Here is a 26,361-nt window from a genome sequence, read left to right on the forward strand (position 1 = left end):
CCTGGTCCGGGAGGGACCGTGTCGGTCCCCACACTCCTGTCAGTCCGCTTCTGATTGCCCAGCGTGGCGACGGTAAACATCCAGCAGGTACGGGTCCGGGCCGTCCACCGCCCAGCCGAACACCAGCGGGCCGTCCTCGCACTCGACCGCGTAGACCGGCAGCCACACCGGCCGGGGCTCGGCAGCGGCCACCTCGACGGGCACCGCCGGTCCGGTGAAGTCGGCGACGTCCGGACGGTCGAGCAGCAGCTCCACCGCGTTCGACGGCAGTGGCCGGGCGGGGCCGACCGGCGCGAAGACGGTGCCGTCGGGCAGTTCCAGCACGGGTTCGCTCAGCCACACCGCGTGGGTGGCGTGGGCGTACGGCACCGGCTCGCCACCGCGCCCGTCGAACCGCAGCGTGATCCGGCGGCCCCGCGTGAGCAGGTACCGGCGCCCGTCTTTGATCGACTGGTGTCCGAGTTCGGTCAGGGTCAGCTCGTCGCCGTCGCGCCGCAGGTGACCGATCCGCTCCAGGAACCGGGCGGTTCGGATCACCAGCGCCGGCTCCACCCCGAAGAAGGCGGCCAGCTCGGCGGGGCGGGTCAGGCCGGCCTCGGCGACCGCCCGGCTCAGATAGCGGTCGAAGACGTCGTACGGATGCGCCTCCCGGACGGTGGCCACCACGTCGACCGCCCACATCGGCAGCAGCAGCGGAACGAAACGCCGGGGCCGTACGCCGGGAAGCGCCCCGGCCCGGCGGACCACCTCCCGCATCGGCAGGTGTGCGGCCTCAGTCACCCGGGCGCTCCGGAACCGGTGGAAGGTGATCGAGACCGGCCCGGTTGGGCTCCGGGGCACGGGCCGCGACCCGGTCGAACACGCTGCCGGTGAGCAGGGCGGTCAGCTCCGCGGCGTCCGTCCCGGCCGGGCAGCGGGCGGACACCCAGGCCCGCACCGACTCGAGGTCGCGCAACGGCGGGCGCCCGGTCTCGCCGACCAGCACGGCCCGCCGGGCCCGGACCAGCGGCACGAGCGCGGCCGGCACCGGCACCCGGGACGCGTCCTCGACGACGACCAGGTCGAACTCCAGGTCGGCGTGCTCCGGGCGGCCGGCGCCGAGGCAGGAGGTGGCGATCACATCGGCGTACCGGAGCAGTTCGGCGTGCAGCTGCCGGCTGGGGCGGGCGGCCCGCTGGCGCCACTCGCGCAGCAGCCCGGCCCGGCCGCGCAGGGTCGGCTCCAGCGTCCGGCAGCGGTCCGCGAAGCCGGTGAGCCCCGCGTGGTCGGCGGTCCAGTCGGGCCGGCCCAGCACGCCGTCGAGCATCCGGGTGAGCTGGTGGGCGGAGCGTTCGGCGGACTCCAGGGCGCGCCGGGCGGCCAGGTCGGCGAACGCGGCGCGTTCGGCGGCGGCCCGCACCACGCTGTCGTTCTCGATCGCCGTCCTCGTATCGCGGGCGCCCTCCTCGTACGCCGAACGGGTCCGGGAAAGGGCCGACCGGGCAGCGGCCGCACGCCGGACCGCGTCGCTCAGCATGGTCCGCGGCCGTCCGGTCCGCCACCGGCGCAGCCGGGAGGTCTCGGCGCGGCGCAGCGCGGCGGTGAGCAGCTCCACCTCCCGGGCCGTCGCCGCGGCGGCCCGCTCGGCCGTCGCGAGCTCGCGTTCGAGGGCGGCGAGCGGGGCGCCGAGCCGGTCCCGTGCGGCCCGCGCGGTCGCCTCCCGGTGCGCGGCGGCACGCCCGGCCCGTTCCTGAGCCTCGGCCGCCTCGGTGAGCGCGGTGTCGAGCCGGCGCAGCCAGCCGGTGGCCGGGGACGGGTCGCCGAGCCAGGGTTCGAGGGCACGGGCGGCGGCTTGCGAACGGGACAGGATGCGCTGTTGCACGGCGGCGGACGCGGCGTCGATGCTGCCCGGCCCGGACCCGGTCTGATCGGTGCGGATGACGGTGGCGCCGTCGGGCAGGGCGGCGATGACGGCGTCGACCAGCGGCGGTGTGGGCGCGGTGAGCAGCACCCGTTCGCCGCGTTCCGCGGCCGAGCGCACGATCTCGCAGACGGTCCGGGTGCGTGCCGTGCCGGGCGTCGCGACCAGGCAGAACACATCCGGTACGGCCAGCGCCCGCCCCACCTCGCCGAGGGACGCCGGGACGTCCGCGCCGAACGCGGCGAACCGCCCCTCGGCCAGCAGCGGCAGCAGCCCGGGATTGGCGGTGGCGCCGGAGCGCAGCCGCAGGATCGCCTCCCGCTGGACACGCTCGTCGAGGCCGGCGTCCCGTGGCGGGCGGGCCCGGTCGCCGCCGGGGCCCAGCTCGCGGGCGGCCGCGACGGCCAGTTCCAGGACGGCGCAGAACCCCTCGTTCCGGTACGGCGACTGCTCTAGATCGACAAGGGTCGACGCCATCCGACCACCATAGTTGTGCCGCGTGCGGGCCATCAAACGCACCACGATTGAATGAGGCGTCGCCGCCGTCGTACAGATCGGAGTCGCCGAATGTCCCATGATCACGCTGACCTGCTCCTCACCGGCGGGCCGGTGTTCTCCGCCGGTGCCGGGCCGGCCACCTCGGTGGCGGTCCGGGCCGGCCGGATCATCGCGGTCGGCGACGACCTCGGCGGGTTGCGCGGTCCGCGTACCGAGGTGGTGGATCTGGCCGGGCGCCTGCTGCTGCCCGGTTTCCAGGACGCGCACGTGCACGCCGTGATGGGCGGCGTCGAGCTGAACCAGTGCGACCTGACCGAGACCACCGACCCGGCGGAGTACCTGCGGCGGGTCGCGGCGTACGCGCAGGCCCACCCCGGCCTGGAGTGGATCGTCGGCGGCGGCTGGTCGATGGAGAGCTTCCCCGGCGGGGTTCCGGCCAAGGAGCTGCTGGACCGGGTCGTTCCGGACCGGCCGGTGTATCTGATCAACCGGGATCACCACGGCGCCTGGGTGAACAGCCGTGCCCTGGAGCTCGCCGGGATCACGGCGGACAGCCCGGATCCGGCCCACGGGCGGATCGACCGGAACCCGGACGGCTCACCGGCCGGCGGCCTCCAGGAGGGCGCCATGGAGCTGGTCGGCGACCTGCTGCCGGAGGTGACCACGGCGGACCGGATCGCCGGGCTGCGGCGGGCACAGGCGCTGCTGCACTCGCTGGGGATCACCGCCTGGCAGGACGCCATGGTGTGCGCCACCAACGGCTATCCCGACGTGGCCGACGCCTATCTGGCCGCGGCGACCGGGGGCTGGCTGACCGCGACCGTGGTGGGCGCGCTGTGGTGGGACCGCGACCTGGGCGCCGAGCAGATCCCCGGGCTGCTGGCGAAGCGGGAACGGTACAGCGTGGGCCGGCTGCGCTGCGACAGCGTGAAACTGATGCTGGACGGGGTGGCGGAGAACTTCACGGCCGCGATGACCGAGCCGTACCGGGACGGGTGCGGCCACGCCACCACCAACCGCGGGCTGTCGTTCATCGACCCCGCGCTCCTGCCGGGATTCGTCACCGAACTGGACGCGCACGGCTTCCAGGTGCACTTCCACGCGCTCGGCGACCGGGCGGTACGCGACGCGCTGGACGCGGTGGCCGCGGCCCGGGCGGCGAACGGTTTCCGCGACACCCGGCCGCATCTGGCCCACCTCCAGGTGGTGCACCCGGACGACGTCGGACGGTTCCGGGCGCTGGGCGCGACGGCCAACCTGCAGGCCTACTGGGCGTCGCACGAGCCGCAGATGGACGACCTGACCATCCCGTTCCTGGACCCGGCGCTGGTGGACCGGCAGTACCCGTTCGGCGACCTGTGGCGGGCCGGGGCGCATCTGGCGTGCGGCAGCGACTGGCCGGTCAGCACGCCCGACCCGTTGCAGGCGATCCACGTCGCGGTGAACCGGATCCACCAGGGCAGCGACCTCGGGCCGTTCCTGCCGGCGCAGCGGCTGGACCTGGCAGGCGCGCTGGCCGCCTACACGGCCGGCTCGGCGTACGTGAACCGGCTCGACGACACCGGAACGGTCCGTCCCGGCAACCGTGCCGACCTGGTGGTCCTGGACCGGGACCCGTTCGCCGCGCCGCCGGACGAGATCGCCGGCGCCCGGGTCGCGATGACCTTCGTCGACGGGAATCTCGTCCACGGCGGCTGACGGGTCAGCGGTCGTCGTCGTCCTCGTCGTCCTGGTCGTCGTCCGCGGCCTCGCCGTGCGCGTGCCGGGCCTGGGCGGGGCCGGCTTCGAGGACCTCGGCGACCGGCTCCTCCTCGACGTACTCGCTCATCTGCGGCGCGTCCACCCACAGGGCCCGCAGCTGGCTCTGCATGAAGGCGGTGAGCCGGCCACGGTACTCACGGTCGAACTGCTCCAGCGCCTCGATCTGCTGCTGCAGGGCCTCCCGCTTGGCGCCCAGGCTGCCGACCACGTCGTCGTAGCGCTGCTGGGCCTGATGCTTGAGCTGCTCGGCGCCGGCGATCGCGTCGGCGTTGATCGTCTCGGCCCGGTTGCGGGCGTCCGCGACGATCTTCTCGGCGGTGCGCCGGGCCTCCTCGGCGCGGGCCTGAGCGTCCCGGGCCATCTGCTCGGCGCCGGCGCGGGCCTCGGCCAGCACCCGGTCGGCCTCGCGGCGCACGTTGTTGGCGTGGGCCTGGGCGTCGCGGGCGATCTGCTCGGCGGCGGCCAGCGCGTCCGTACGGATCTTGTCCGCGTGGTGCTGGGCGCTCGCGACGTGTTCCTCGGCCGTGCGCTGGGCGAGGGCCAGCACCTGGAGGGCCTGGTTCGGCAGGCCGGGGCTCGGGGCGATCACCGCATGCTCCGAGGTCTCACCGTTAGTCCCATTGAGCAGCACTTCGACACGATCCTTCTCTGCAGGGGTGGGTCCGGGGGGTTCACAGCGACGGCTCCCGGCCATGATCGGCGGATGCTACCAAGCTGAACTCGAGGTTCGCGAGGGCCACTTCGCAAATCTCCGGCGATCTGGACATCCGTCGCATTAGGATCAAACCAATCACACCCTCGACGCCGTGAGGACAAACCTTGGGACACCGCCGCGCATGGGCCGTCACGGCCGCACTGACCTGCATGTTCACCGCTCTCCCCGGATCCGCCGAAGCGGCCGGCGGGTACGAGATGGCAGTCTGGTCCATGGACGAGAGCCGCGGGACCCGCTGGATGGTCGACACCACCGGGCGCGGCCATCACGGGCGGATCGGACCGGACGTCGGCACAGGTCTGGCCACCGGGTCCGGCCGCGGCTACCGGTTCGAACGGCGGGAACCGGACACCCCGCCCGCCCGGCCCGGCCATCTGGTCAGCGTCGCCGACCACGCGGACCTGGACCCCGGCACCCGCGACTTCGCCGTCACGGTACGCCTCAGGACCACCCACAAGTTCGGCAACATCATCCAGAAGGGCCAGGCCACCGTGCCCGGCGGGAGCTTCAAGATGCAGATCCCGAGCGGGCGGCCGACCTGCACGTACCGGGGCTCGACGGGGACCATCGAGCTGTGGTCGCCGTACCGGATCAACGACGGCGACTGGCACATCGTGCGCTGCCTGCGGATCCGGGACGGGGTGGCGCTGCTCATCGACGGGCAGGAGGTGGCGGCCCGGGCCGGATGGACCGGCTCCATCGCCAACACGTGGCCGGTCACCATCGGCGGCAAACTGGACTGCGACCAGATCGAGGTCGGCTGCGACTACTACGCCGGCGACCTCGACTGGATCATGATCGAGGCGGCCTGAGCCGCCTCGATCACCGCGACGTCAGCGGAAACCCCGGGCCAGGCGGTGGTACGCCTGGTTCCAGCGCACCTCCTTGGCGAACGAGCGGGTGGTGGTCGACTCGTCGATCACCAGCAGCTCGGTGCCCACCATCTCGGCCAGGTCGGCCAGCTCCTCCGCGCCCACCGCCGACGACAGCACGGTGTGGTGCGGGCCGCCCGCGGTCAGCCAGCACTCGGCCGACGTGGACAGCGACGGGGCCGGCTTCCAGACCGCCCGGGCGACCGGCAGCTTCGGCAGCGGCGCGGTCGGCGGAACCACCTCGATCTCGTTGGCCACCAGACGGAACCGCTCGCCCAGATCGGCCAGCCCGAGCACCACGGCCCGGCCGGGCGCCGCGTCGAAGACCAGACGGACCGGGTCCTCCCGGCCGCCGATGCCGAGCGGGTGGATCTCCAGCTTCGGGGTGCCGGACGCGATCGTCGGGCACACCTCCAGCATGTGGGCGCCGAGGATGACCTCGTTGCCCGGCGTCAGGTCATAGGTGTAGTCCTCCATGAAGGAGGTGCCGCCGCCCGGGGCCATCGCCTTGAGCGTGTGCACCAGGACCGACGTCTTCCAGTCGCCCTCGCCGCCGAACCCGTACCCGTCGGCCATCAGCCGCTGGACCGCGAGGCCGGGCAGCTGGCGCAGCCCGCCGAGGTCCTCGAAGTTCGAGGTGAACGCCTTGAAGCCGCCCTCGGTCAGGAACTGCCGCAGGCCCAGCTCGATCCGGGCGCCGTAGCGCAGCGAGTCGAGCCGGTCCCCGAGCAGCTCCGGGGCCACCTCGTAGGTGTCCTTGTACTCCTCGACCAGCTTGTCGATCTCCGAGTCGAGCACCTGGTCCACGACGGCTACCAGGTCGTTCACCCCGTACGTGTTGACCGAGACGCCGAACCGCAGCTGCGCCTCGACCTTGTCGCCCTCGGTCACCGCCACGTCGCGCATGTTGTCGCCGAAACGGGCCAGCTTGAGGTTGCGCATCGCCGAGTAGCCGCGGGCCGCCTTCACCCAGGTGGCGATCCGGGCGACCACGGCCGGGTTGCTGACGTGACCGGCCACCGTCTTGCGCGGCACCCCGAGCCGGGCCTCGATGAACCCGAACTCCCGGTCGCCGTGGGCGGCCTGGTTGAGGTTCATGAAGTCCATGTCGATCTCGGACCACGGCAGCTCGACGTTGTGCTGCGTGTGCAGGTGCAGCAGCGGGGCACGCAGCGCGTCCAGACCGGCGATCCACATCTTCGCCGGGGAGAACGTGTGCATCCACGTGATCACGCCCAGCACACCGGGCGTCGAAGACGCCCGCCGGCAGACGTCCAGGATCTGCTCCGGGCTGGTGAGCACCGGCTGCCAGACGACGTCGGCGTCGAGCTGGGCGTCCAGCTTCGCGGCGATCTCCCGGGACTGGGACGCGACCTGCTCCAGAGTCTCCGGCCCGTACAGCCCCTGGCTACCGGTGAGGAACCAGATTTCACCGTTGCTCATTTGACGCCCTTCTCGCACGTTTCACTGTTCATGTGGTTCATTTCGCCTTTCTCGTGACGATGCGCTGCAGCACGATGAAGGCGAAGAGCAGGACGCCGACGATGATCCGGGTCCAGGCCGAGTTGAGGTCACCCTGGAAGTTGATGATCGTCTGGATGAGGCCGGTGACCAGCACGCCGAGCAGCGTGCCCCAGATGTAGCCCTGGCCGCCGGTCAGCAGCACACCGCCGATGACGCACGCCGCGATCGCGTCCAGCTCCAGGCCGTTGCCCTGCAGGGCCCAGCCGGAGGTGGAGTTGATGCTGAACAGCACACCGCCGAGAGCCGCCGTGAAACCGCTCAGGGTGTAGACGGCGATCTTCGTACGGCCCACCGGCAGACCCATGAGCAGAGCCGAATCCGCGTTGCCACCGATCGCGTAGACGTTGCGGCCGAACCGGGTCCAGGCCAGCGTCACCGCCGCGATCAACACCGACAGCAGCGCGACGACCGCGATCGGCTTGGTGACGACACCCTCGGCGAGCACGATCCGGTAATCCGACATCGCCCGCCACATGTCGTCGCGGATCGGGATCGACTCCTCGTTGATGGTCAGCGCCGCACCCCGGGCCAGGAACAGCCCGGCCAGGGTGGCGATGAACGGCTCCACCTTGAAGAAGTGGATGACCGCGCCCTGCCCGGCGCCGATCAGGGCGCCGAGGAGCAGAACCGCCGGGAGCACCACCTGCGGAGCCCAGCCGGCCTTCAGCATGGTCGCCGTCAGCACGGTGGTCAGCGAGATGACCGCGCCGACCGACAGGTCGATGCCACCGGTGAGGATCACGAACGTCATCCCGACCGCGACCACCAGCAGCACGGCGTTGTCACGGAACAGGTTGACGAAGACGCTCGGGTCGCCGAAGTTCTCGTAGTTGACCACGCCGCTGGTGTACATGATCGCCAGCAGCGACAGCGTCGCGATGATCGGCAGGTACTTCGTGTTCCCCCGGTACCCCCGGTAACGCCGGTTGGTGGGCGTCCCCTTGGTGGTAGGAGTCATGTCGACGGTGGTCATGCTGTGCCCTCCTTGGGCATGCCCTCCCGGCCCTCGCCAGCGAGGCCGTTGAACGCTTCCGCCGAGTGCCGCTCGGTGCAGTCGGTCATGCCGTAACCTCCGCTCGAACGGCGGGACGTGCCTTGAAGCGCCCGAACACCTTCGCCCGGAAGTCCGGGGACTGCGACAGGCAGAGCGCCACCACGACGACGGACTTGAACAGCAGGTTGGCCTCGGCCGGGATGTCGAGCGCCACCACGGTCACCCGCAGCGTCTGGATGAGGACCGCGCCGAGAACCGTGCCGAGGATGGAGAACCGGCCGCCGGTCAGCGCGGTGCCGCCGATGACCACGGCCAGGATGGCGTCCAGCTCGATCAGGTTGCCGGCCGAGATGCTGTCCGCGCTGTTGATGTCGGCGCTGTAGATGAGGCCGGCCAGACCGGCGAAGCCGCCCGCCACGGCGTACACCATGATGGTGATCCGCCGGGCGCCGATGCCGGCCAGCCGGCTCGCCGTCGGGCTGCCGCCGACCGACTCCAGCAGCAGGCCCAGCGCGGTGCGCCGGGTCAGCGCCAGGGTCAGCGCCACGGCGGCCACCGCGATCAGGAACGCCACCGGCATGGCCAGCAGGAAGCCCGAGGCCATCTCGTTGTACGGGTCGGACCGCACGTTGATGATCTGACCGTCGGTGATCAGCTGGGCCACACCGCGGCCGGCCACCATGAGGATCAGGGTGGCGATGATCGGCTGGATACCGACGACGGCGACGAGCGTGCCGTTCCACACGCCCAGGGCCATCGACACGGCGATCGCGATCACGATGGCGAGCAGGACCGTACCGAGGCTGTTCTGGTCGTCGGCGTCGCTGATCAGCAGACACGCCACGGCTCCGGAGATGGCCATCACCGAGCCGACCGACAGGTCGATGCCACCGGTGGCGATGACCAGCGTCATGCCGAGGGCCACCAGGATCAGCGGCGCGCTGCCCCGCAGGATGTCGATGAACGTGCCGAACAGGTGCCCGTCCTGAACGGTGATGAACTGCTGTGAGGTGAACATGTTGATGACCAGCAGCACCACCAGGATCGCCGCGGGCCAGAACAACCGGTTCTTGAGAATGCTGGTCATGAGGTAGCTCCGCTGGCGATGGTCTGCATGATGCGGTCGGCGTCCACTCCGGCGGTGTTCTCCAGCTCCTCGACGAGCCGCCGGTCACGCAGCACGGCGATCTTGTGGCTGAGCCGGAGGACCTCCTCCAGCTCGGCGCTGACGAAGAGCACCGCCATGCCGCCGTCGGACAGCTCGGCGACCAGCTTCTGGATCTCCGCCTTGGCGCCGACGTCGATGCCACGGGTCGGCTCGTCGATGATCAGAAGCTTGGGCTCGGTGATCAGCCACCGGGCCAGCAGCACCTTCTGCTGGTTGCCGCCGCTGAGGTTGCGCACCGGGCGCTCCGGGTCGGCGGGCCGGATCTGCAGGGCCTTGATGTACTTGTCGACGATCTCGTCCTGCTTCTTGCGCGGGATCGGCCGGGTCCAGCCCCGGGCCGCCTGCAAGGCCAGGATGATGTTCTCCCGGACGCTGAGCTCGCCGATGATGCCTTCGGTGCGCCGGTTCTCCGAGGAGAAGGCGATCCCGTGCCTCATCGCGACCTGCGGGCTGCGCAGGGTCACCGGCTTGCCGGCCACCCGCAGGTCGCCCTGGTCGGCCTTGTCCGCGCCGAACAGCAGACGGGCCAGCTCGGTACGCCCGGAGCCGAGCAGACCGGCCAGCCCGACGACCTCGCCCTCGTTGATCGTCAGGTCGTACGGGGAGATGGCGCCGGTCCGGCCCAGGCCCTTGGCCTCCAGGACGGGCTTGGCTTCGGCCGCGCGCTCGCGGTTGCGCTGTGCCTTGTCCTCCAGGCTCTCCAGCGTCGCGAGCTCCTTGCCGATCATCTTCTCGACGAGCTGGACCTGGGTCAGCTCCTCGACCCGGTACTCGCCGATCAGCTGGCCGTTGCGCAGCACGGTGAGCCGGTCGGAGATCTCGAAGATCTGGTCCAGGAAGTGCGACACGAACAGGATCGCGGTGCCGTTCTCCTTGAGCCGGCGCATGACCCGGAAGAGTTGCTCCACCTCGGAGGCGTCCAGGCTGGAGGTGGGCTCGTCGAGGATCAGCACCCGTGCCTCGACGTCGACCGCGCGCGCGATCGCCACCATCTGCTGGATCGCCAGCGAGTAGGTGCTGAGCGGCGCCGACACGTCGAGGTCGAGGTCGAGCCGGGCGAGCAGCTCCGCGGCACGGCGCCGCATCTTGCCCCATTGGATCTTGCCGAACTTACGCGGCTCACGGCCGATGAAGATGTTCTCCGCCACCGAGAGGTTGGTGCAGAGGTTGACCTCCTGGTAGACCGTGCTGACGCCGGCCTGCTGGGCCTGCAGCGGCCCGGCGATGCTCACCGGGGCGCCACCGAGCTTGATCTCGCCGCCGTCGATGGTGTAGACGCCGGTCAGGACCTTGATCAGGGTGGACTTGCCGGCGCCGTTCTCGCCCATGAGGGCGTGGATCTCACCCGGGAACATGCGGAAATCGACGCCGTCGAGGGCGACGACGCCGGGAAAGACTTTTCTGATCCCGGTCATCTCGAGGACCGGGGACTGCTCGCCCATTGAGTGCTCCGTTTCGAGCGCCGCAGGCGCCCCGGCCGGTGCCGGCCGGGGCGGCCCGCGAGCAGATCAATCAGTACTGGCGGTTGGGGAGCTCGGTCTTGGCCTGCTCCTGGGTGAAGGTGGTCTCCTTGGTGAGAACCCGCTTCTCCACCGTCTCGCCCTTGTCGACCTTCTGGGCCAGCTCCATCAGCTGCGGGCCGAGGAGCGGGCTGCACTCGACGATGAAGTTGATCTTGCCATCGGCCAGGGCGGTCATACCGTCCTTGACGGCGTCCACAGTGATGATCTTGATATCGGTGCCGGGCTTCTTGCCGGCGGCCTCGATCGCCTCGATGGCGCCGAGACCCATGTCGTCGTTGTGAGCGTAAAGCACGTCGATGTCCGGGACGGACTGCAGGAAGGTCTCCATGACCGTCTTGCCGTCGGCCCGCTTGAAGTCACCGGTCTGGGACTTGACGATCTTCAGGTTCGGGTTCGCCGCGATGACCTCGGCGAAGCCCTTCTGCCGGTCCAGGGCCGGGGCGGAACCGGTGGTGCCCTGCAGCTCCACGATGTTGACCGGCTCGGTCTTGCCCTTGGTCTCGGCGACCAGCCACTCGCCGGCCTTCTTGCCCTCCTCGACGAAGTCCGAGCCGATGAACGACGCGTACAGCGAGGTGTCCTGCGAGTCGACGGCGCGGTCGGTCAGGATGACCGGGATGCCGGCGTCCTTGGCCTCCTTGAGCACCGCGTCCCAGCCGGAGGTGACCACCGGCGAGAAGGCGATGACATCGACCTTCTGCGTGATGAAGCTACGGATAGCGGAGATCTGGTTCTCCTGCTTACCCTGCGCGTCGGAGAACTTCAGCTCGATCCCGGCGGCCGCGGCCGAGTCCTGGATCGACTTGGTGTTCGCGGTACGCCAGCCACTCTCGGCACCCACCTGGGAGAAACCGAGAACCAGCTTGTCGTCGCCGCCCTCGGAGCCGCTGCTTCCACTGTCGCCGCAACCGGCGAGCGAGGACACCAGCATGAGCCCACCGAGCACTGCGGCCGCGTAGTTCCTGCGCACCATAACCTCCCGAAACTGTTACCGTTCACAAATAAGTAGCGGCTGAAGCGCACGCACTCCTGGCCGCGAAGATCGCGGTGTGTTGCGATCGCCATCACAGCTTGCGTTTCAGGAGTGTTACCGTTCTCAACGCGCTCGTCAAGAGATCGGGATCGCTGTTTCGTAAAGGTTGCAAGAACGCCCACGTCACCGCCGGTGATCGGACACAAGCTGCTAGGAATCATCCAATGGCGACAACTGAGCCGGCGCCGGGAGCCCCCGAATCCGCCGCTGACCTGCCCGTACCCGCCTCCCGGCCGAGATCGGCCAAGGAGCGCGGGAGCGTCATGCGTGATGTGGCCAAACTGGCCGGTGTCTCGCACCAGACCGTCTCGCGGGTCATCAACGAGCACCCCAACGTCCGGGCCGAGACCAGGGAACGCGTCCTCGCGGCGATGAGATCGCTCAACTACCGGCGGAACCTGGCCGCGCGCACACTGGCCACCCGGGAGTCGCACACCCTGGGCATCGTCGGCTTCGAGACCACCCTGTTCGGGCCCGAGTCCATGCTGTACGGCATCGAGAGCGCCGCCCGTGCCGCCGGCTACCTGGTCAGCGTCGCCACCGTCCGGGACCTGTCGCACCGGCCCGTCCTGGAGGCCGTCGACCGGCTCGTCCAGCACGGCGTCGACGGGATCATCGCGATCGCCCCGAAGCCGGCCGTCACCACGGCGCTCACCCACGCCCCGGCCGGGATGGCGTGCGTCGCGGTGGGCGGGGACAGGCAGGCGGGCTTCCCGACCGTACGGGTGGACAACGCCGCCGGCGCCCGCCTGGCCACCCGGCACCTGCTCGATCTCGGGCACCCCACGGTGCATCACGTCGCCGGCCCGCTCGACTGGCCGGAGGCGCAGGCGCGTGTGGACGGCTGGCGCGAGACCCTCTACGCGGCGGGCGCCGTCGTGCCCCCGGTGACCGCCGGCTGGTGGGACGCCGCCGCCGGATACGAGCAGGGGCGCCGGCTGGCCGCCGACCCGGCGGTGACCGCGGTGTTCTGCGCCAACGACCGGATCGCGCTCGGCGTGCTGCGCGCCATGCACGAGTCCGGCCGCAAGGTGCCCGAGCAGGTGAGTGTGGTCGGTTTCGACGACATGCCCGACTCGGGATATTTCCTGCCACCGCTCACCACGGTCCATCAGGATTTCGCCGAGCTCGGCCGGCGCGCGCTCGCCCTGCTGCTGCGCCACCTGGGCCTGCCGGACGGCGAGGCGCCGCCGGACGACGTGGTGGTGGCGCCGCGCCTCATCCCCCGGGCCAGCGTGGCGACCCCCCTCGGGTGACGGACGGTTGCGCTGTGGCCACGGAGCACTACAGTCCGAGGGGTGCTCAACGACGACACAGCGCTTCCCGCCGTCCCCGGCGGACGGTGACCGGTGGTCTCCGGGGCGGGATGGTTCCGGCGCAGGGTGCCCCGGCTCTCCGGCACCCTGCACATCCGTGACGTCACCGGCCGGGAGACGGCCGTGCCGCTGCGGGGGCGGGCGTCGCTGCTGACCGCGGGCGGGACCGGCCTGCGCGGCTACGGTGAGGTCTGGGCCGTGCACACCACCGCCGGCAGCCCGGCGGCCGAGACCCACCTGATGATCGTCTACGGTCGCGGCAGCACCGAGGGCGAGCGGAAGTCCGGCCTCTGCGCGGCCGGCGAGACCATCGTCCTCGACGGGGTGCGGTTCACCTGGCGCGCGCCGTCGGCCCCCGCCGCCTCCACCCGGGTCCCGCAGCCGCGCCCACCGGCGGCGAATGTTCCGCGCCGCTTCGAGTCGCCCTCGGCCGGCAAGATCCGCGGCAGTTGAGCCGGCCCCTTCTGTGGTCGCTAACATCCGCGGCGTTTCAGACTTGTGTCTTCCCGGCCAAGATCTCTATCGTTAGCGCTAACAAAGGCGGTCGAGGAGAAGACGACGTGACTTACGGTTCACCGGACCTGCGCCGGGCCGTTCTGCTGGCCAACCAGATGATCCCCGCAGCCGGGCTCGCCCAGCTGACCTGGGGCAACGTCAGCGGCATCGACCGCGACGGCGGCTACTACCTGATCAAGCCGTCCGGTGTGGCGTACTCGGATCTCACCGAGGACGACATGGTCCCCGTCGATCTGGAGACCGGCAAGGTCATCGAGGGCGACCTGCGCCCGTCCGTCGACAGCGAGAGCCACCGCGCCTTCTACCTGGCCTGGCCGTCCATCGGCGGCGTCACGCACACCCACTCGACGAACGCGGTCGCCTTCGCCCAGGCCAACCGGGACGTCCCGATCCTCGGCACGACACACGCCGACACCTTCGACGGCCCGGTCCCGGTCACCCGCGGCCTCACCCCCGAGGAGTGCGCCACCGACTACGAGCTGAACACCGGCCGCGTCATCGTCGAGCGCATCGGCGACGACGAAGCCGCCGCCGGCATGCCGGCCGCGCTGGTCGCCAACCACGGCCCGTTCACGTGGGGCGCCACCCCGAAGAAGTCGGTCGAGCACGGCATCATCCTCGAGGCCGTCGCCGAGATGGCCATCAAGACGCTGGCCCTCAACCCGAACGCCTCCACCCCGCCCCACCTGCAGGAGCGCCACTTCAAGCGCAAGCACGGCCCGGGCGCCTACTACGGCAATCCCCGCCCCTGACGCGCGTTCCCGGGTGGCCTCCTTCCCCTTCGCCCCCGGCCACCCGGGATCCGCTCTGTGCTGGCTGGCTGGCTTCGCTTCGCTTCGCGGCAAAAAGCCTCGTTCACCGGTGTCGAGGCAGGTGATTTCCCGCCGCCAGCACACCCCGCTGGCGGCGAAAAATCACTTGCCTCGACACCGGCGGCTTTTTGCGGGGACGTCGAGTGCACCGCCGTAGGGGTAAGGGTGGGCCGTTCCGTGGGTGGGAGCACTTACCTGGCGGTGGTCAGCGGAGGGTGGCGATGGTTTCGGCTACCTGGTCGCGGAGGGCGGCGGGTAGCGGAGTGAAGCCGGCCTGTTCGGCCACGGCCTGGCCGGGCTCGCTGGCCGCGTAGGCGAGGAAGCTGTGGGCCGTCTCCCCCACCGAGCCGCGGCACACCAGCTCGTAGGTGACCGACACGATGGGGTAGGCGCCACCGGACGCGGCCGCGTGGTCGATCTCCAACCGCAGGTCACCGTCGGCGCCGGTGACCCGGGCAGCGGCCACCGTGAGCCCGGCGGCGTGGTCGGACGGGCCGGTGAACCGCCCGTCGGGCGTACCCACCTGGACGGTGGCGAGCGAGTCGACCCGGGCGTAGGAGTACTCGACATACCCGATGGCGCCGTCGGTGCGGGCGATCGCGGCGGCCACCCGGTGACTGCCTCGCTGACCGGATCCGCCGGGAACCGGCCAGTCGCTGCCGCCGCCGTGCGGCCAGTCGCCGGGGGCGGCCGCCGCCAGATAGCGCAGCAGATTGCCGGTGGTGCCGGAGCCGTCCGACCGGTGGACGACCCGGATCCTCGTCGCGGGCAGGGCGGCGCCGGGGTTGTCGGCGGTGATGGCCGGATCGTTCCAGACGGTGATCCGGCCGCCGAAGATCTTCGCGATGGTCGCCGGGGCCAGCCGCAGGTCACCGACACCGGCCACGTTGTAGGCCAGCGCGATCGGCCCGACGACCAACGGCAGATGTACGGCCGGGCCGCTCCCGCACCGCTTGCCGGCCAGGCTCCGGTCGGTACCGGACAGCGGGGTGTCCGTCCCGGCGAAGTCGCCCGTCCCGTCGAGGAACGCCCGCACCCCGGCGCCGGAACCGGAACCGGCGTACTCGATCGAGGCACCGGGGCAGGCGATCTGGTAGGCCTTGATCCAGGCGTTGACCGCGTTGGTCTGCGCCGACGACCCCTGCCCGGCCGCGGTGCCGGTGGCGCAGGAGAACGGCGGCGCGGCCGGGGCGGCGGGCGCCTCACATCCGGCCAGCGCGAGAAGTCCCACCACCGCGAGTACCGGCGTCCTCATCCGTCTCGTCCCCTCATTCGCGCCCGTCCGCCGGCGCGACGGCTCGGCGGGGTTCGGGCGGGTCATCGGTACTCGGCCAATCGGCGGCGTACCCCGTACGGAATCAGAAGAGCGACGAGCGTGAGCACGGCGACGGGCAGGACCACCCAGCCGGTCATGGTCTGTTCCGCGGAGCGGAGCGCGCGGTCGAACTCCCGCTCGCGCGTGCCGGTGACGGCGGCCAGCGACGCGTCGAAGTAGGCGAAGTCGAAGGCCGCGTCGCCCCGCCGGATGCCGGTGAGCAGCCGCACCGCCTCGGCCGTGCGACCGTCGTCGGACAGGGTGAGGATGCGTTCGTGGCCGGCCCGGTAGGCGTTCCACCGGTCGACCGTCTCGCTTCCGGCCAGGCGGGCCAGGCCACCGCGGGCCGAGGCGGCGGTGGAGACGGTCGTTGCGGGGGACTCCAGGTCCCAGGTGGCCGGGGAGAGTTCCGGGGACGCGCACCCGGCGCCGCCGGTCAGGCAGGCCGCCTTGCCGTCGAAGTCGTCGCGGTAGTAGGCCAGGTTGGCGCTCACCACATAGCGGCCGGTGTCGGCGGCGGCGTCGTAGCCGAGGGCCCGCAACTCGGACAGGGCGAGGTAGGGCCCGAGTCCGCGGTCCCGGCCGTCGGCGAGCCGCCCGGACTGGGCCTGGAGGACCACGATCGCGGCGAGCGCCAGGATCGCGCCGAGGGCGGTGGCGACGGCGAGCGGCGGGTTCCACGTGCGGTGGAAGCGGCGGGCCAGCCAGATCTGGAGGCCGAGGAGCAGCGCGAGGAGCGCGCCGCCGAACAGCAGGACGAGGGTCACTCCGGTGCCTTCGGTGGCGCTCTTCGCGGCGTACGCGTCGTCGAGCCGCTCCGTGCCCGCCTCCCGCAACCGTTGAGCGGCCGGGAGCAGGCGCAGATGCAGCAGGTTCGTGGCCTGGGTGTAGTAGCCGAGGGCGTCCGGGGCGAGCCGTCCGGCGCCGGTGGACGGTGCGGCGGCCTGGGCGGCGATCGCCTGCCCGACCCGCTGCCGGTAGACGGCGAGCCCGTCCATCAGGTCGAGCACGATCGCCCGCTCGGCCTGCCCGGCGCCGGTGGTGAGCGACCGCTGCAGGTCCTGGTCCACCTGGTAGCCGCGGTTGCGGTAGGTGCCGAGCGCGTCGATCCGGCTGCCGGCCAGCTCGTCGCTGTCGCCGGCCAGGAGGATGCGGGTGACCTGGGCGTCCAGGTCGCTGAGGGCGAAGTAGAGGTCGGCGGCGCCGGCGGCTTGCGGGGCGGCTTCCCGTCCGATCACCTCGATCTGGCCGCGCACCTTCGCCATCACCAGGCTGACGGAGAGCAGCAGCGCGACGGCGGCGCACACCGCGGACGCGGTCCACCATCTCAGGCGTGCCGGTGTGTCGTTCCGGAACATCGCCTCGATAAACGCGGGCACGCCGTCACGGTAAGCCATTACCGCAATTCCGTGACGGCGCGGCCGCTCGTTTCCTATTCGTTCACAATCCGTTTAGCTACCGGCCGTGAGCTGGAAAGATGCGCTTGTCCGGATGCAGCGACGAGGGCAGCGCAATGGTGATCCACTCATTGTTGTCGGCCACTCCGGCGGTCCGCCCGCTGGAGAAGGGGAAGTTGTTGTCGTTCAATACGGCGACCGTCTTCTCGTCCAGGATGACCACGTCCTCGATGGTCTGGAACGGGAACGTGAACCTCTCGCCGGGGCCGGCCAGCCGCCGCGGGTCGGCGATGTTCATCAGGTCGGCGAGCAGGGTCTTGTCGAGGCGGCCGTCGGAGTCCCGGTCCCGCTTGTCGGCGACGTAGAGCCGCTTGACGACGGCCGTGGGGCCCTGGCCGCCGTCCCGCTCGATGATCAGGAACCGGTTCCGGTCGATCGCGACGGCGTCGCCGATGGCGAGGTTGGGCGCGCCGAGCCGGTAGACGTAGGTCTTGCCGGTGTATTTCCCGGTACGGGTGTCGAACTCGTTGAGCCGCAGGTCGCCGGGGGTGTCACCGGTGACCGTGCCCTCCAGGAGCGCGTAGAGGTGGCGTCCGCCGGGCGCGGCGGCCAGTCCCTCGAAGCCCTTGCTGCCGCCCAGGGTGGCGGTGGCGCCGGTCCGGGCCGCGGTCTCCGGGGCGGTCACCCCGTCCAGCGGGACCGGGGCGGCCAGGAGCCGGCCGGCGTGATCGAAGTGCAGCAGGTACGGGCCGAACTCGTCACCGATCCAGTAACCGCCGGACGCGTCCTTGACGATCGACTCGACGTCGAAGTCGGCCCCCGTGAGGACCCGGTCCTCGCGGGTCAGCTTCCACGGCACCAGCCTGTTCGGGTCGGTCAGGTGGAGGCCGCCGACCACGTCGACCGTCTTCGTGGCGAACGACGGCGCGAGCCGGTGGACACGGAGCAGGAAGTCGGCCGAGTTGGCCTGGTTGCCGTAGCCGTTGTCGGACAGCACGTCGAAGGTGCCGTCGCCGTTGTCCGCGATCCCGGAGAAACCCTGGACCGGCTGGTCGGCGAAGGGTACGGCGTGCCCGTTGGTGTTGCCGGTGACCAGGCCGCCGGACGGTTCGCTGCCCGGCACGAACGTGGCGGCGGGCAGCGAGGCGAACCCGGTCAGGGTCGGGACGGTGACCTCGGCGGGCCTACCGGCGTGCGCGGCGCCGGCCAGCGTCACGGTCAGCATCAGCGCCAGCGATCCACTCTGGATGATCTTTCGCATGTGGCCGGACCTTAGAGAGGACGGATGAACCGTGGCCGACGGTACGGTGGCGGCCGGGCGTACGGCCGGAACCACCGGCCGTACGCCCGGAAATCACCCTCCGGTGCGCGACCGGCGGCGGCTGGAACGCGTCGGCGCGGCGTCGTGCCGCGGCAGTGACAGGGGATCCGGCAGATCGTGGGCGGCGCTGAGCCCGTCCTCCCGGCGCAGCAGCCGCCCGGCGGTGACCAGGTCGGCGATCAGCGTGGTGAGCCGGGCGTCCACCTCCGGCGGGCGGCGGGACGCCCACCCGTAGAGCCGCCCGACGGCCGTGAGAAGTCCGTCCACGTCGATCGCGCCCGCGTCGACGACCAGGTGCTCCAGGGCGATCCGCAGCTCCGAGTCGGCGATCTGCCCGGCCTTGCGCGCCACCCCTTCGGCACGCAACCGCACCACCGGCGCCAACTGCTCCGGGTCGCTGAGGAACTCCCCGTCCTGGACCACCCCGGATTCGGCGATGGCCGCGTCCACGGCGGCCCGCGCCTGCTTGGTGATCCGGGTCAGCGCCCACTCGTCCCGCATCCGCTGGAGCGCGACCGTGATGTGGACCGGCCCTTCCACCTCGGCGATCCGGCGGACGGCGTCGACGATCCGGGCGCGGGTCCCGGCATCGGCGAGGCTCGCTCCGGCCGGGAGCGGGGCCAGCTCCGCCTTCCGGTACGGCTGCGCCCACTCCTCCAGCCCGTGCCCCGCCGCGGCCTTCGCGGCCGTGTCCCGGGATGTTCCGCTTCCGGAGGTGGCCTGCCTGGCCGTGGCCTCCGACGGCGCGCTCCTGGTGGGGGCCGCCTCGGCCGGGGTTCCCTTGCCGGGCATCGTCTTGACCGGCGGCGAGGTCCGGGCCGGTTTGGTGGCCTTGGCCGGCTTCTTCGCCCCGGTGGCGGACTTCTTCGCCCCGGCGGCGGGTTCCGGCCGCTCCCGTCGCGCGCGTTCCTCGGCCCGGGCCCGCCGCAGCCGTTCCGCCGCGGCTTCGGCCATCCTCCGGGTCTCCGCCTCACGTGCTTCGGCGATCGCCTGAGCCTCGGCGACGGCCTGCGCCTGGGTCAGCTCCCGCGCCTGGTCGGCCTGCCGGGACCGTGCCGCCGCCTCGGCTCGCGCGATCTCCTGAGCCAGCACGATCTCCTCCAGCCGTGCGCCGGCTTCGAGGTCCGCCAGCTCGCCGGCCCGTGCCGCTTCGGCCTCCGCGATGCCCTGGGCGAACGTGCCGCCCTCGGCGTGCCCGGCCGTCCACGGTTCGGCGGTCTCCGGGGAGGGCTCGCCCGTCTCCGTCCCGGCGGCCTCCCGGGCCTTCGACGCGGACACGAACACCGGATCGGCGGCGGGCGGCCCTCCGGTGCTCCGGACCTCCGCGGCCGGCCGGTTCTCCGGCTCCGGCGGTTCGGCGCCGGCGGCCACGGCGGTCCGGGCCGGGTCCTCCCGGCTCACCCTCTCGAAGACGGCGGGAGCGACGTTCGTCCCGGCCTCCTCCAGCATTTCGGTACGGGTGACGCGCTCGACGACCACCCCGTCCTCACCGGCGGCGACCACGGTCTCCTGGATCCGGCTGACGCGCTCGAAGACGGCCGGAACCGCCTCCCGTTCGAAGTCGCGCGCCCCGGCCGACCCGGCCCGGCCGACGCCCCCGAAGAACCCGGAGGCCGCCTCCCCGGCCCGGCCGGACGGCGTCTCGTCGCCACGGCTGACCCGCTCGAACACGGCCGGCGCGACCTGCGGCCCGGCGGACTCGGCCGGCGCGACCTGCGGCCCGGCCGGCGACCCGGTCCGGCTGACGCGCTCGAAGACCGGGCGTGAGACGCGCGGCTCATCGGAGCTCTCGACCCCGCGCTCGAAGAGTTTCGCGGCCGCGGCGGGGTCGTCGGCGCGGTCGACCCGTTCGAAGACGGCCCGGGAGACCCGTGGCTGCCCCGTCTCCTCGGCCCCACGCGCGAAGAGCGTCGAGGACTGATCGCCACGGCTGACCCGCTCGAACACGGCCGGCGCGACCTGCGGCTCGGCGGATTCGGCCGGCGCGACCCGCGGCCCGGCGGATTCGGCCGGCGCGACCCGCGGCCCGGCGGATTCGGCGGGCCCGGGACCGGCCTCCGGGGCAGCGGCCTCGCGACCCGGGTCCGAGGCGGCACCGCCCGGCACCACCTCCGGGGCAGCGGCCGCGAGATCGGGTTCCGTGGTGGCGTGCGGACGGCCTGGCTCCGCCGTCGCGGCGGTCCGGTCCGGCGGGACGCGCCACATGTGGTCCCGGCTGACCCGGTCGAACGCCGCCGGAACGTCCTCCTCCTGCTCCGCGGTGCCCACCGGCGCCGTCCGCGAGGTGGACGCGGCCGCGGCGGTGACGGGAGGCTCCAGGTCGGAATCGAGGCGCGGGCCGGATTCGGACGGCTCGTCGGGCCAGATCGGCCACGCCGGCCCCCGGTCCGGTACGGCGGCCCCGAACTCCCCGGGCCAGGCGCTGGGAACGCCCTCCCACTCCTCGGCGTGGTACTCGACGTCCTCGATGCCGGCCAGGTAGGCGTCCGCGTCCTCCTCGACCTCGGCGATCGCCTCGGCCACGGTGTCGGCCACCTCGTCGGCGAAGTCCTCCACCTCGGCTTCGACCGCGTCGTCCTCGGCCTCGGCCGTGGCGACCATGTCGGCGGGCATGTCGGCGTCGACGTCGGCGACCGTTCCGAAGTCGGGTTCGGCCGTCGTACGGTCCGGATCCGCTGATGCCGGCTCCTCGGTGGCGCCGGCCATCGGGAGATCCTCGGCGTACCCCCTTTCGGCGCCGGCCATCGGGAGATCCTCGGCGAAGCCCTTCTCGGTGCCGGCCATCGGGAGATCCTCGGCGAAGCCCTTCTCGGCGTCGGCCGCCTGTGTGGCGTACCCCTCTGAAGTGACCGTGGCCGGTGTGGGCTTCCCGGCCCACATGTCGCCGCCGCCCGCGGCGGCCTCCGCCCCTTCGACCGTGACGGTCAGTTCGGGCGCCGGGTCCTCCGGCGGCAGGTCGGCGAGGGCCGCTTCGATGGCCGAGCGCAGGCGCTGTTCCTCGTGTTCGCGGTCGAGGTGCCAGGCGGTGCCCCAGATCCGGTGCAGCCGCCAGCCGTGGTCGTGCAGCACCTGTTCGCGGAGCCGGTCACGGTCGCGGGCGGCGGGCGCCGAGTCGTAGGTGGTGCCGTCGCACTCGATGCCGAGGACGAACGGCGCGTTGCGGCGGGGCGAGCGGCGGACCGCCAGGTCGATCCGGAAGGCGCCGGCTCCGACCCGGGCGCGCACCCGGTAGCCCCAGGCCAGCAGCACGTCGCGGACCGAGTCCTCGAACGGGGTCTGCACGCCGGGCTGCGGTTCATCGAGGCCGAGGGCCGCCTCGCCGCGGGTCGCGTAGTCGAGGTAGGCGGCGAGCGGGCGCAGTTCCTCGGTGTCGGCCAGGTCGCGGGCCCGGACCGCGGAGACCACCTCCACCCGGCGGACGGCCCGGGTGGTGGCCACGTTGAGCCGTCGCCATCCGTCCGGGCCGGCGAGCCCGCCCAGGTCGGCGCCGACGGCGACGATGACGACGTCGCGTTCGTCGCCCTGTACCGCGTCGAGGTCCTTGACGAAGAAGCCGCGGAGCCGGTCGTCCTCGGGTGGGACCACCATGTCGGCGACCGCGGTCTCGATCTCGGCGGCGAGTTCGGGGGTGCAGGCGACGACGCCGAGGCTGAGTTCGGGGCGGGTGACGAAGTGGTGCGCGACCCGTCCGGCGACGAGCCCGGCCACGTCGGCGCCGCCGCTGTCGTCGACGGCCGGGAAGAGCTGCACGCCGGTGTCCGGCCCGGCCGGCCCGACGGGCGGGAAGGTGTTGAGCGCCCCCTGGTAGAAGGTGTGGTTGGCGAAGGCGATCAGCGACTCGTGCCGGCTGCGGTAGTGGGTGCCGAGGTCGAGGACCTCGAACGCGGCGCAGCCGATGGCGAGGTCGAGGATGGAGCGGCCGCCGCCGGGTGTGGGCAGGGCGGTCAGCTGCCGGTCGTCGCCGACGGCGATGAACGAGGCGCCGCGGAAGACGCAGCTGACGGCGTCCGGGATCGGCACCCGGGACGCCTCGTCGACGATCACCACGTCGAAGAGCAGGTCGGCGGGGAGCAGGCGGCTGGCGTCGGCGGGCACGGTGAGCAGGCAGGGCTTGACCGCGAGGGTGGCGTGGCGGGCCTGCCCGATCAGGTCGCGTACCGGCAGGCGGCGGGCGGTCTGGGCGGCGGAGGTGCGCAGCAGGGCGGCCTCGCCGGCCGCGGCGCCGGTCGGCTGGAGTTCGTCGACGGCGTTCATCACGTCCGCGACGGCGGCTCGCTGCAGTCGCTCGTCCCAGACGCGGAACTCTTCGACGAGACGGTCGCGGGCGGCGGCGTCGAGCGGTGGGAGCCGGTCGTCCTCGCGGATGACGGTGTCCGCCCAGGATCGGAAGAGGGCCCGGCCGAGCACCGGCAGGAGCTGTTCGACCGGCAGGTCCTCGCGAGCGCAGAAGTCGACGACGGCGTCCAGTCCGTGTTCGGCCAGGACGGTACGGGCGGCCTGGTACTCGAACCACTCCTGCTGGCCCTTGCCGTCCTCGATCAGGGCCCGGATCAGCTCGCGGGCCTGCTCGTAGTCGTCCAGGGCGGCGGTGAGCGACGGGTGCCGGCGCGGGGCGAAGGCACGCAGGATCCAGTCCCGGGCGGCCTGCCATTCGGCGACCCGGGACGGCAGCGTGTCGGTGGGCCGGGACTTGGACAGGGCGGCGGCCTGCTCCGGGGTGAACGCGGTGTCGACGCCGATCCGGATGCGCCGGGCCTCGGCGGTCCAGGACATCGCGGCGGCGAGCGCCTCCACGTCGGTCTGGGTGCCCTGGAAGACGTCTCCGAGCACCCGGGAGTACTCGGTGGCGTTGGCGGACAGGGCGGCGGCCGCGTCGGCGGCGGTCTCCCGCAGCAGCCCGACGGCGGCCGACTCGGCGAGGGTGAAGTCCCGCCCGGTGGCCGCGCTGTACGCCTGCACCAGCTCCGCCGTGGCGGTCAGCGGTTCGACGTGGGCGCGCAGCCAGGTGACCGCGTCGTGGATCGGCCCGGCGGCGAGCTGCGGCCGGGGCGCGGGTTCGGGTGGCGGGCGCAGGGCCGCGGTCCACCGGTCGAACTCTTTGTGGGCCTCGCTGACGATCCGGATGATGGCGCTGTTCGGGGTGGCGGCACTGACCCGTTCGATGACGGCCGGCAGTGCCTCCGGCGGGGTCACCTTCATCACCTCGTCGGCGGTGGCGAGGGCCCGGGCGATGGCGTCGAAGTCGGTGTCGAGGCGGCGCCAGTGCCGGCCCAGGATCCGGCCGTACTCGAGTTCCGCCCGGTCCAGTTCGTGCAGCGACTTCTTCCAGGCTGCCGCGGCGGAGAGGTTCGCGACGGCCTGGGATCGTTTGACGTCCGGCCGGGCGATCTCGGCGGCCGCCTTCCTGTCCCGCCGGTACGGCGCCCGCAGTTTCCGGATGCCCTTGTGCACGGTGGCGAACCGGTCGGCGAGCTCGTCGACGGGGTGGGCGAGCGCCGCCTCGTTGAAGTGTTCCCGCGCCGTGGACTCGGCGGCCTTGGCCACGTCGACGGCGCGTTGCAGCATCCGGGCGGCGGTGCGGGCGTTCGTCATGCCGGCCGGGTCGAACCAGGCCGCCTCCGGTTTCTCCGGCCGGGAGAGCAGGTCGACGATGGCGGAGACGCGGCCGATGTCGGAGAACGCGACCACGTTGGGCAGCCCTAGCCGGGCGGTGACCCGGTCCAGGCTGTGCTGGTGCTGTTCGAGCCGGTCGGCCTCCTCGGCGAAGCGCCGGGCCAGACCGCGGGCCTGCGCCGCGGTGAGCGGCAGCAACTCGACCGGCGCGGGGTCGAGCTGGACGAGGCTCGGCACGGTCGGCAGCTTGTTGGGCGTGGGCAGGGCCGACCAGGTGACGCCGGCCCGGGCGCGGACCGCGTCCTCGGCCTGGTTGAGCGCCTTGAGGTGGCGCAGCAGGCCTTCGGCGGCGCGGGCGACCGGTTCCAGGCTGTCCAGGGTGAGCCACTCGTCGGCGGCTTCGGCCGGGCGGCGGGCGGCGTGCCCGACGAGGGTGGTGAGGGCGATCGCGTCGGCCAGGTGGCGGGCCCGGAAGGCGGACGCCATCGGGTCCTTGCCGACCGCCTCGGCGAGGTGTTCGAGGGCGGTCTGGGCCTGGTGCAGGCGGGCGTCGAGCCGGCTGCGGTCGATCACCTCCCGCCACAGGAAGTCGTCGCCCTGCAGCGCGGGGCGCCAGGCGCGGCCCATCCGTTCGGCGGCGTCGCGGACCTTCTGCAGCGAGTGGGTGGTGAGCGGGACCGGGAGGACCGGTGGGACCGGGGCGGCCGGCACGTCGATCATCTGGGCGCACATGCCGAGCACGTCGTGCAGGCGGTGACCGAGTGGTTCCCGGACCTCGTTCATCGCCTCGGCGTACGCGTTGAGCCGCACCCGGTGATCGCGCAGTTCCTCCCGCTCGTCGGTGGAGAGGCCGGGCGGTGGGAGCGGAATGTAGTCCAGGGCGGCGGCGAGGGTGGTCGCGACGTGGTCCCGGCCGGTCCGGTCGCTGTGCAGTTCGAGCAGGTAGTCGTCGAGCCCGACGGTGGCGAGCCGGTTCTTGACCACGTCGAGGGCGGCGGCCTTCTCGGAGACGAGCAGCACCCGTTTCCCGGCGTGGATCAGGCCGGCGATCATGTTGGCGATGGTCTGCGACTTGCCGGTTCCGGGGGCGCCGCGCATCACGAAGCTGCGCCCGGACAGGGCGGCCGCGACGCAGGACCGCTGGGTGGCGTCGGCGTCGAGGACGAGCGGGACGTCGTCGGGTGAGGCGATGTCGTCGATACGGCGCCCGGAGACCGGCTCGAACTTGAACGCGTCGATCTGGGCCCGGGCGTCGGTGGCCAGCGCGCGGACCACCGGGTGGGCGAGGATCTGCCGTTCGTTGTCGACCAGATCCTGGTAGACGACCTCGCGGTGGACGGTGAACCGGGACAGCAGGATGGCCTCGTCGCTGCGCCATTCCGGGTGTTCGCTGATCGCCGCGTCCAGGCGGGCCCAGAAGACGGTGACGTCGAGGCCGGGCAGGCTCTCCACCGCGGGCAGTTCGACGCCGATCTGCTTGAGGCGTACCGCGAGCGCCGGGTTGACCAGCGGGTCCTCGGGGCGGGCCCGCAGGCGGGGGTAGTCCATCGGGTCGGTGCTGACCAGGTCGACGGGGAGCAGCAGGATCGGGCTGGCGTACTCGCGCTCGTCGTCCGTCCAGTGCAGGGTGCCGACCGCGAGGTGCAGGGCGGACATGCCGTACTCGAGCTGGTCGCGGTGCGCGGTGCGGCTGAGCGCACGCAGCGTGGCGTCCATCTCGGCGTCGGTCATGTGGGTCTGGAACGCGCTGGTGGCGCGGGGGCGGGGGCCTTCCTCCCGTTCCTCGACGCCGAGGAAGCCGCACTCGCGGCCCTGTTGGAGGGCTTCCAGCACGCTGCGCGGCGAGGGGTTGTCGATCGCCACCACGCCGGGACCCCACGGGTCGACGTGGATGAGCGGATTGGAGGCGGTGAGGTCGAGCAGACCGGCACGCCAGGTTTCCAGCACTCCGCGTACACGCGCATCCGGCCGCCCGGTCAGCCCGTCCGCATCATCCCACCTCATTGCATCATTCCAGCAAGGCGAGGCGGGTCACCGTGCCGTTTTTCCGGGTTAATCCGACGTATTCGGCTTTTATCGGGTG

Annotated in this window: 17 protein-coding genes; 5 read left to right on the forward strand and 12 right to left on the reverse strand. The window is 72.2% G+C overall.

Annotation, left to right across the window (positions count from 1 at the left end):
• Nucleotides 1–39: 39 nt before the first annotated feature.
• Both AB0I88_RS01575 and AB0I88_RS01580 read right to left on the reverse strand, forming a co-directional pair.
• Nucleotides 40–780: a hypothetical protein gene (locus AB0I88_RS01575; RefSeq protein WP_361017146.1), complete on the reverse strand. Its 741-nt coding sequence runs from the start codon at nucleotides 778–780 to the stop codon at nucleotides 40–42.
• A complete protein-coding gene (locus AB0I88_RS01580) occupies nucleotides 773–2,377 on the reverse strand; it encodes an AAA domain-containing protein (protein ID WP_361017147.1) in 1,605 nt (534 codons plus the stop codon). The genes AB0I88_RS01575 and AB0I88_RS01580 overlap by 8 nt, the downstream gene beginning before the upstream one ends.
• Nucleotides 2,378–2,467: 90 nt before the next feature.
• On the opposite strand from AB0I88_RS01580, the gene AB0I88_RS01585 reads away from it, so the two are divergent.
• Nucleotides 2,468–4,096: an amidohydrolase gene (locus AB0I88_RS01585; RefSeq protein ID WP_361017149.1), complete on the forward strand. Its 1,629-nt coding sequence runs from the start codon at nucleotides 2,468–2,470 to the stop codon at nucleotides 4,094–4,096.
• A gap of 4 nt (nucleotides 4,097–4,100) precedes the next feature.
• Here the strand turns inward: AB0I88_RS01585 and AB0I88_RS01590 are convergent, their stop codons facing one another.
• Nucleotides 4,101–4,748, reverse strand: coding sequence for a hypothetical protein (locus AB0I88_RS01590; protein ID WP_361017150.1), 648 nt, complete (start codon nucleotides 4,746–4,748; stop codon nucleotides 4,101–4,103).
• A gap of 275 nt (nucleotides 4,749–5,023) precedes the next feature.
• Here AB0I88_RS01590 and AB0I88_RS01595 point away from each other — a divergent pair, with 275 nt between their 5' ends.
• Entirely contained in the window at nucleotides 5,024–5,686 is a 663-nt protein-coding gene (locus AB0I88_RS01595; protein WP_361017151.1) for a LamG domain-containing protein, read from the forward strand.
• Nucleotides 5,687–5,707: 21 nt separating this feature from the next.
• On the opposite strand, the gene araA is transcribed toward AB0I88_RS01595, so the two are convergent.
• From araA to AB0I88_RS01620, 5 genes are all read right to left on the reverse strand, one after another.
• On the reverse strand, nucleotides 5,708–7,189 hold the full coding sequence (araA, locus tag AB0I88_RS01600) for an L-arabinose isomerase (protein WP_361017153.1): 1,482 nt from the start codon (nucleotides 7,187–7,189) through the stop codon (nucleotides 5,708–5,710).
• Between the two features lie 37 nt (nucleotides 7,190–7,226).
• On the reverse strand, nucleotides 7,227–8,243 hold the full coding sequence (gene yjfF, locus AB0I88_RS01605; RefSeq protein ID WP_361017154.1) for a galactofuranose ABC transporter, permease protein YjfF: 1,017 nt from the start codon (nucleotides 8,241–8,243) through the stop codon (nucleotides 7,227–7,229).
• An 85-nt stretch (nucleotides 8,244–8,328) separates the two neighbouring features.
• The gene (locus tag AB0I88_RS01610; RefSeq protein ID WP_361017156.1) at nucleotides 8,329–9,351 is read right to left on the reverse strand and encodes an ABC transporter permease; all 1,023 of its coding nucleotides are present in this window, start codon (nucleotides 9,349–9,351) and stop codon (nucleotides 8,329–8,331) included.
• Complete coding sequence (locus AB0I88_RS01615; RefSeq protein ID WP_361017158.1) at nucleotides 9,348–10,874, reverse strand: sugar ABC transporter ATP-binding protein; 1,527 nt, start codon at nucleotides 10,872–10,874, stop codon at nucleotides 9,348–9,350. Before AB0I88_RS01615 ends, AB0I88_RS01610 begins: the two co-directional genes overlap by 4 nt.
• A 70-nt stretch (nucleotides 10,875–10,944) precedes the next feature.
• Nucleotides 10,945–11,928, reverse strand: coding sequence for an ABC transporter substrate-binding protein (locus AB0I88_RS01620; protein WP_361017160.1), 984 nt, complete (start codon nucleotides 11,926–11,928; stop codon nucleotides 10,945–10,947).
• Nucleotides 11,929–12,251: 323 nt separating this feature from the next.
• Here AB0I88_RS01620 and AB0I88_RS01625 point away from each other — a divergent pair, with 323 nt between their 5' ends.
• From AB0I88_RS01625 to araD, 3 genes are all read left to right on the forward strand, one after another.
• Nucleotides 12,252–13,244, forward strand: a complete 993-nt coding sequence (locus AB0I88_RS01625) for a LacI family DNA-binding transcriptional regulator (RefSeq protein ID WP_361017161.1) — start codon at nucleotides 12,252–12,254, stop codon at nucleotides 13,242–13,244.
• 126 nt (nucleotides 13,245–13,370) lie between these two features.
• Nucleotides 13,371–13,757, forward strand: coding sequence for a hypothetical protein (locus AB0I88_RS01630; protein ID WP_361017163.1), 387 nt, complete (start codon nucleotides 13,371–13,373; stop codon nucleotides 13,755–13,757).
• 107 nt (nucleotides 13,758–13,864) lie between these two features.
• Nucleotides 13,865–14,572: an L-ribulose-5-phosphate 4-epimerase AraD gene (araD, locus tag AB0I88_RS01635; protein WP_361017164.1), complete on the forward strand. Its 708-nt coding sequence runs from the start codon at nucleotides 13,865–13,867 to the stop codon at nucleotides 14,570–14,572.
• A 265-nt stretch (nucleotides 14,573–14,837) separates the two neighbouring features.
• Here araD and pstS read toward each other — a convergent pair whose 3' ends face one another.
• From pstS to AB0I88_RS01655, 4 genes are all read right to left on the reverse strand, one after another.
• Nucleotides 14,838–15,887 (reverse strand): phosphate ABC transporter substrate-binding protein PstS, encoded by a 1,050-nt coding sequence (pstS, locus tag AB0I88_RS01640; RefSeq protein WP_361017166.1) that lies wholly within the window; start codon nucleotides 15,885–15,887, stop codon nucleotides 14,838–14,840.
• A gap of 62 nt (nucleotides 15,888–15,949) precedes the next feature.
• Nucleotides 15,950–17,326, reverse strand: a complete 1,377-nt coding sequence (locus AB0I88_RS01645) for a hypothetical protein (protein WP_361017168.1) — start codon at nucleotides 17,324–17,326, stop codon at nucleotides 15,950–15,952.
• Nucleotides 17,327–17,402: 76 nt separating this feature from the next.
• The gene (locus tag AB0I88_RS01650; RefSeq protein ID WP_361017170.1) at nucleotides 17,403–18,605 is read right to left on the reverse strand and encodes an esterase-like activity of phytase family protein; all 1,203 of its coding nucleotides are present in this window, start codon (nucleotides 18,603–18,605) and stop codon (nucleotides 17,403–17,405) included.
• Between the two features lie 93 nt (nucleotides 18,606–18,698).
• Nucleotides 18,699–26,282 (reverse strand): DUF4011 domain-containing protein, encoded by a 7,584-nt coding sequence (locus tag AB0I88_RS01655; RefSeq protein ID WP_361017172.1) that lies wholly within the window; start codon nucleotides 26,280–26,282, stop codon nucleotides 18,699–18,701.
• Nucleotides 26,283–26,361: the final 79 nt, after the last annotated feature.

The sequence above is a fragment of the Actinoplanes sp. NPDC049802 genome, from assembly GCF_040656595.1.
GTDB lineage: Bacteria > Actinomycetota > Actinomycetes > Mycobacteriales > Micromonosporaceae > Actinoplanes.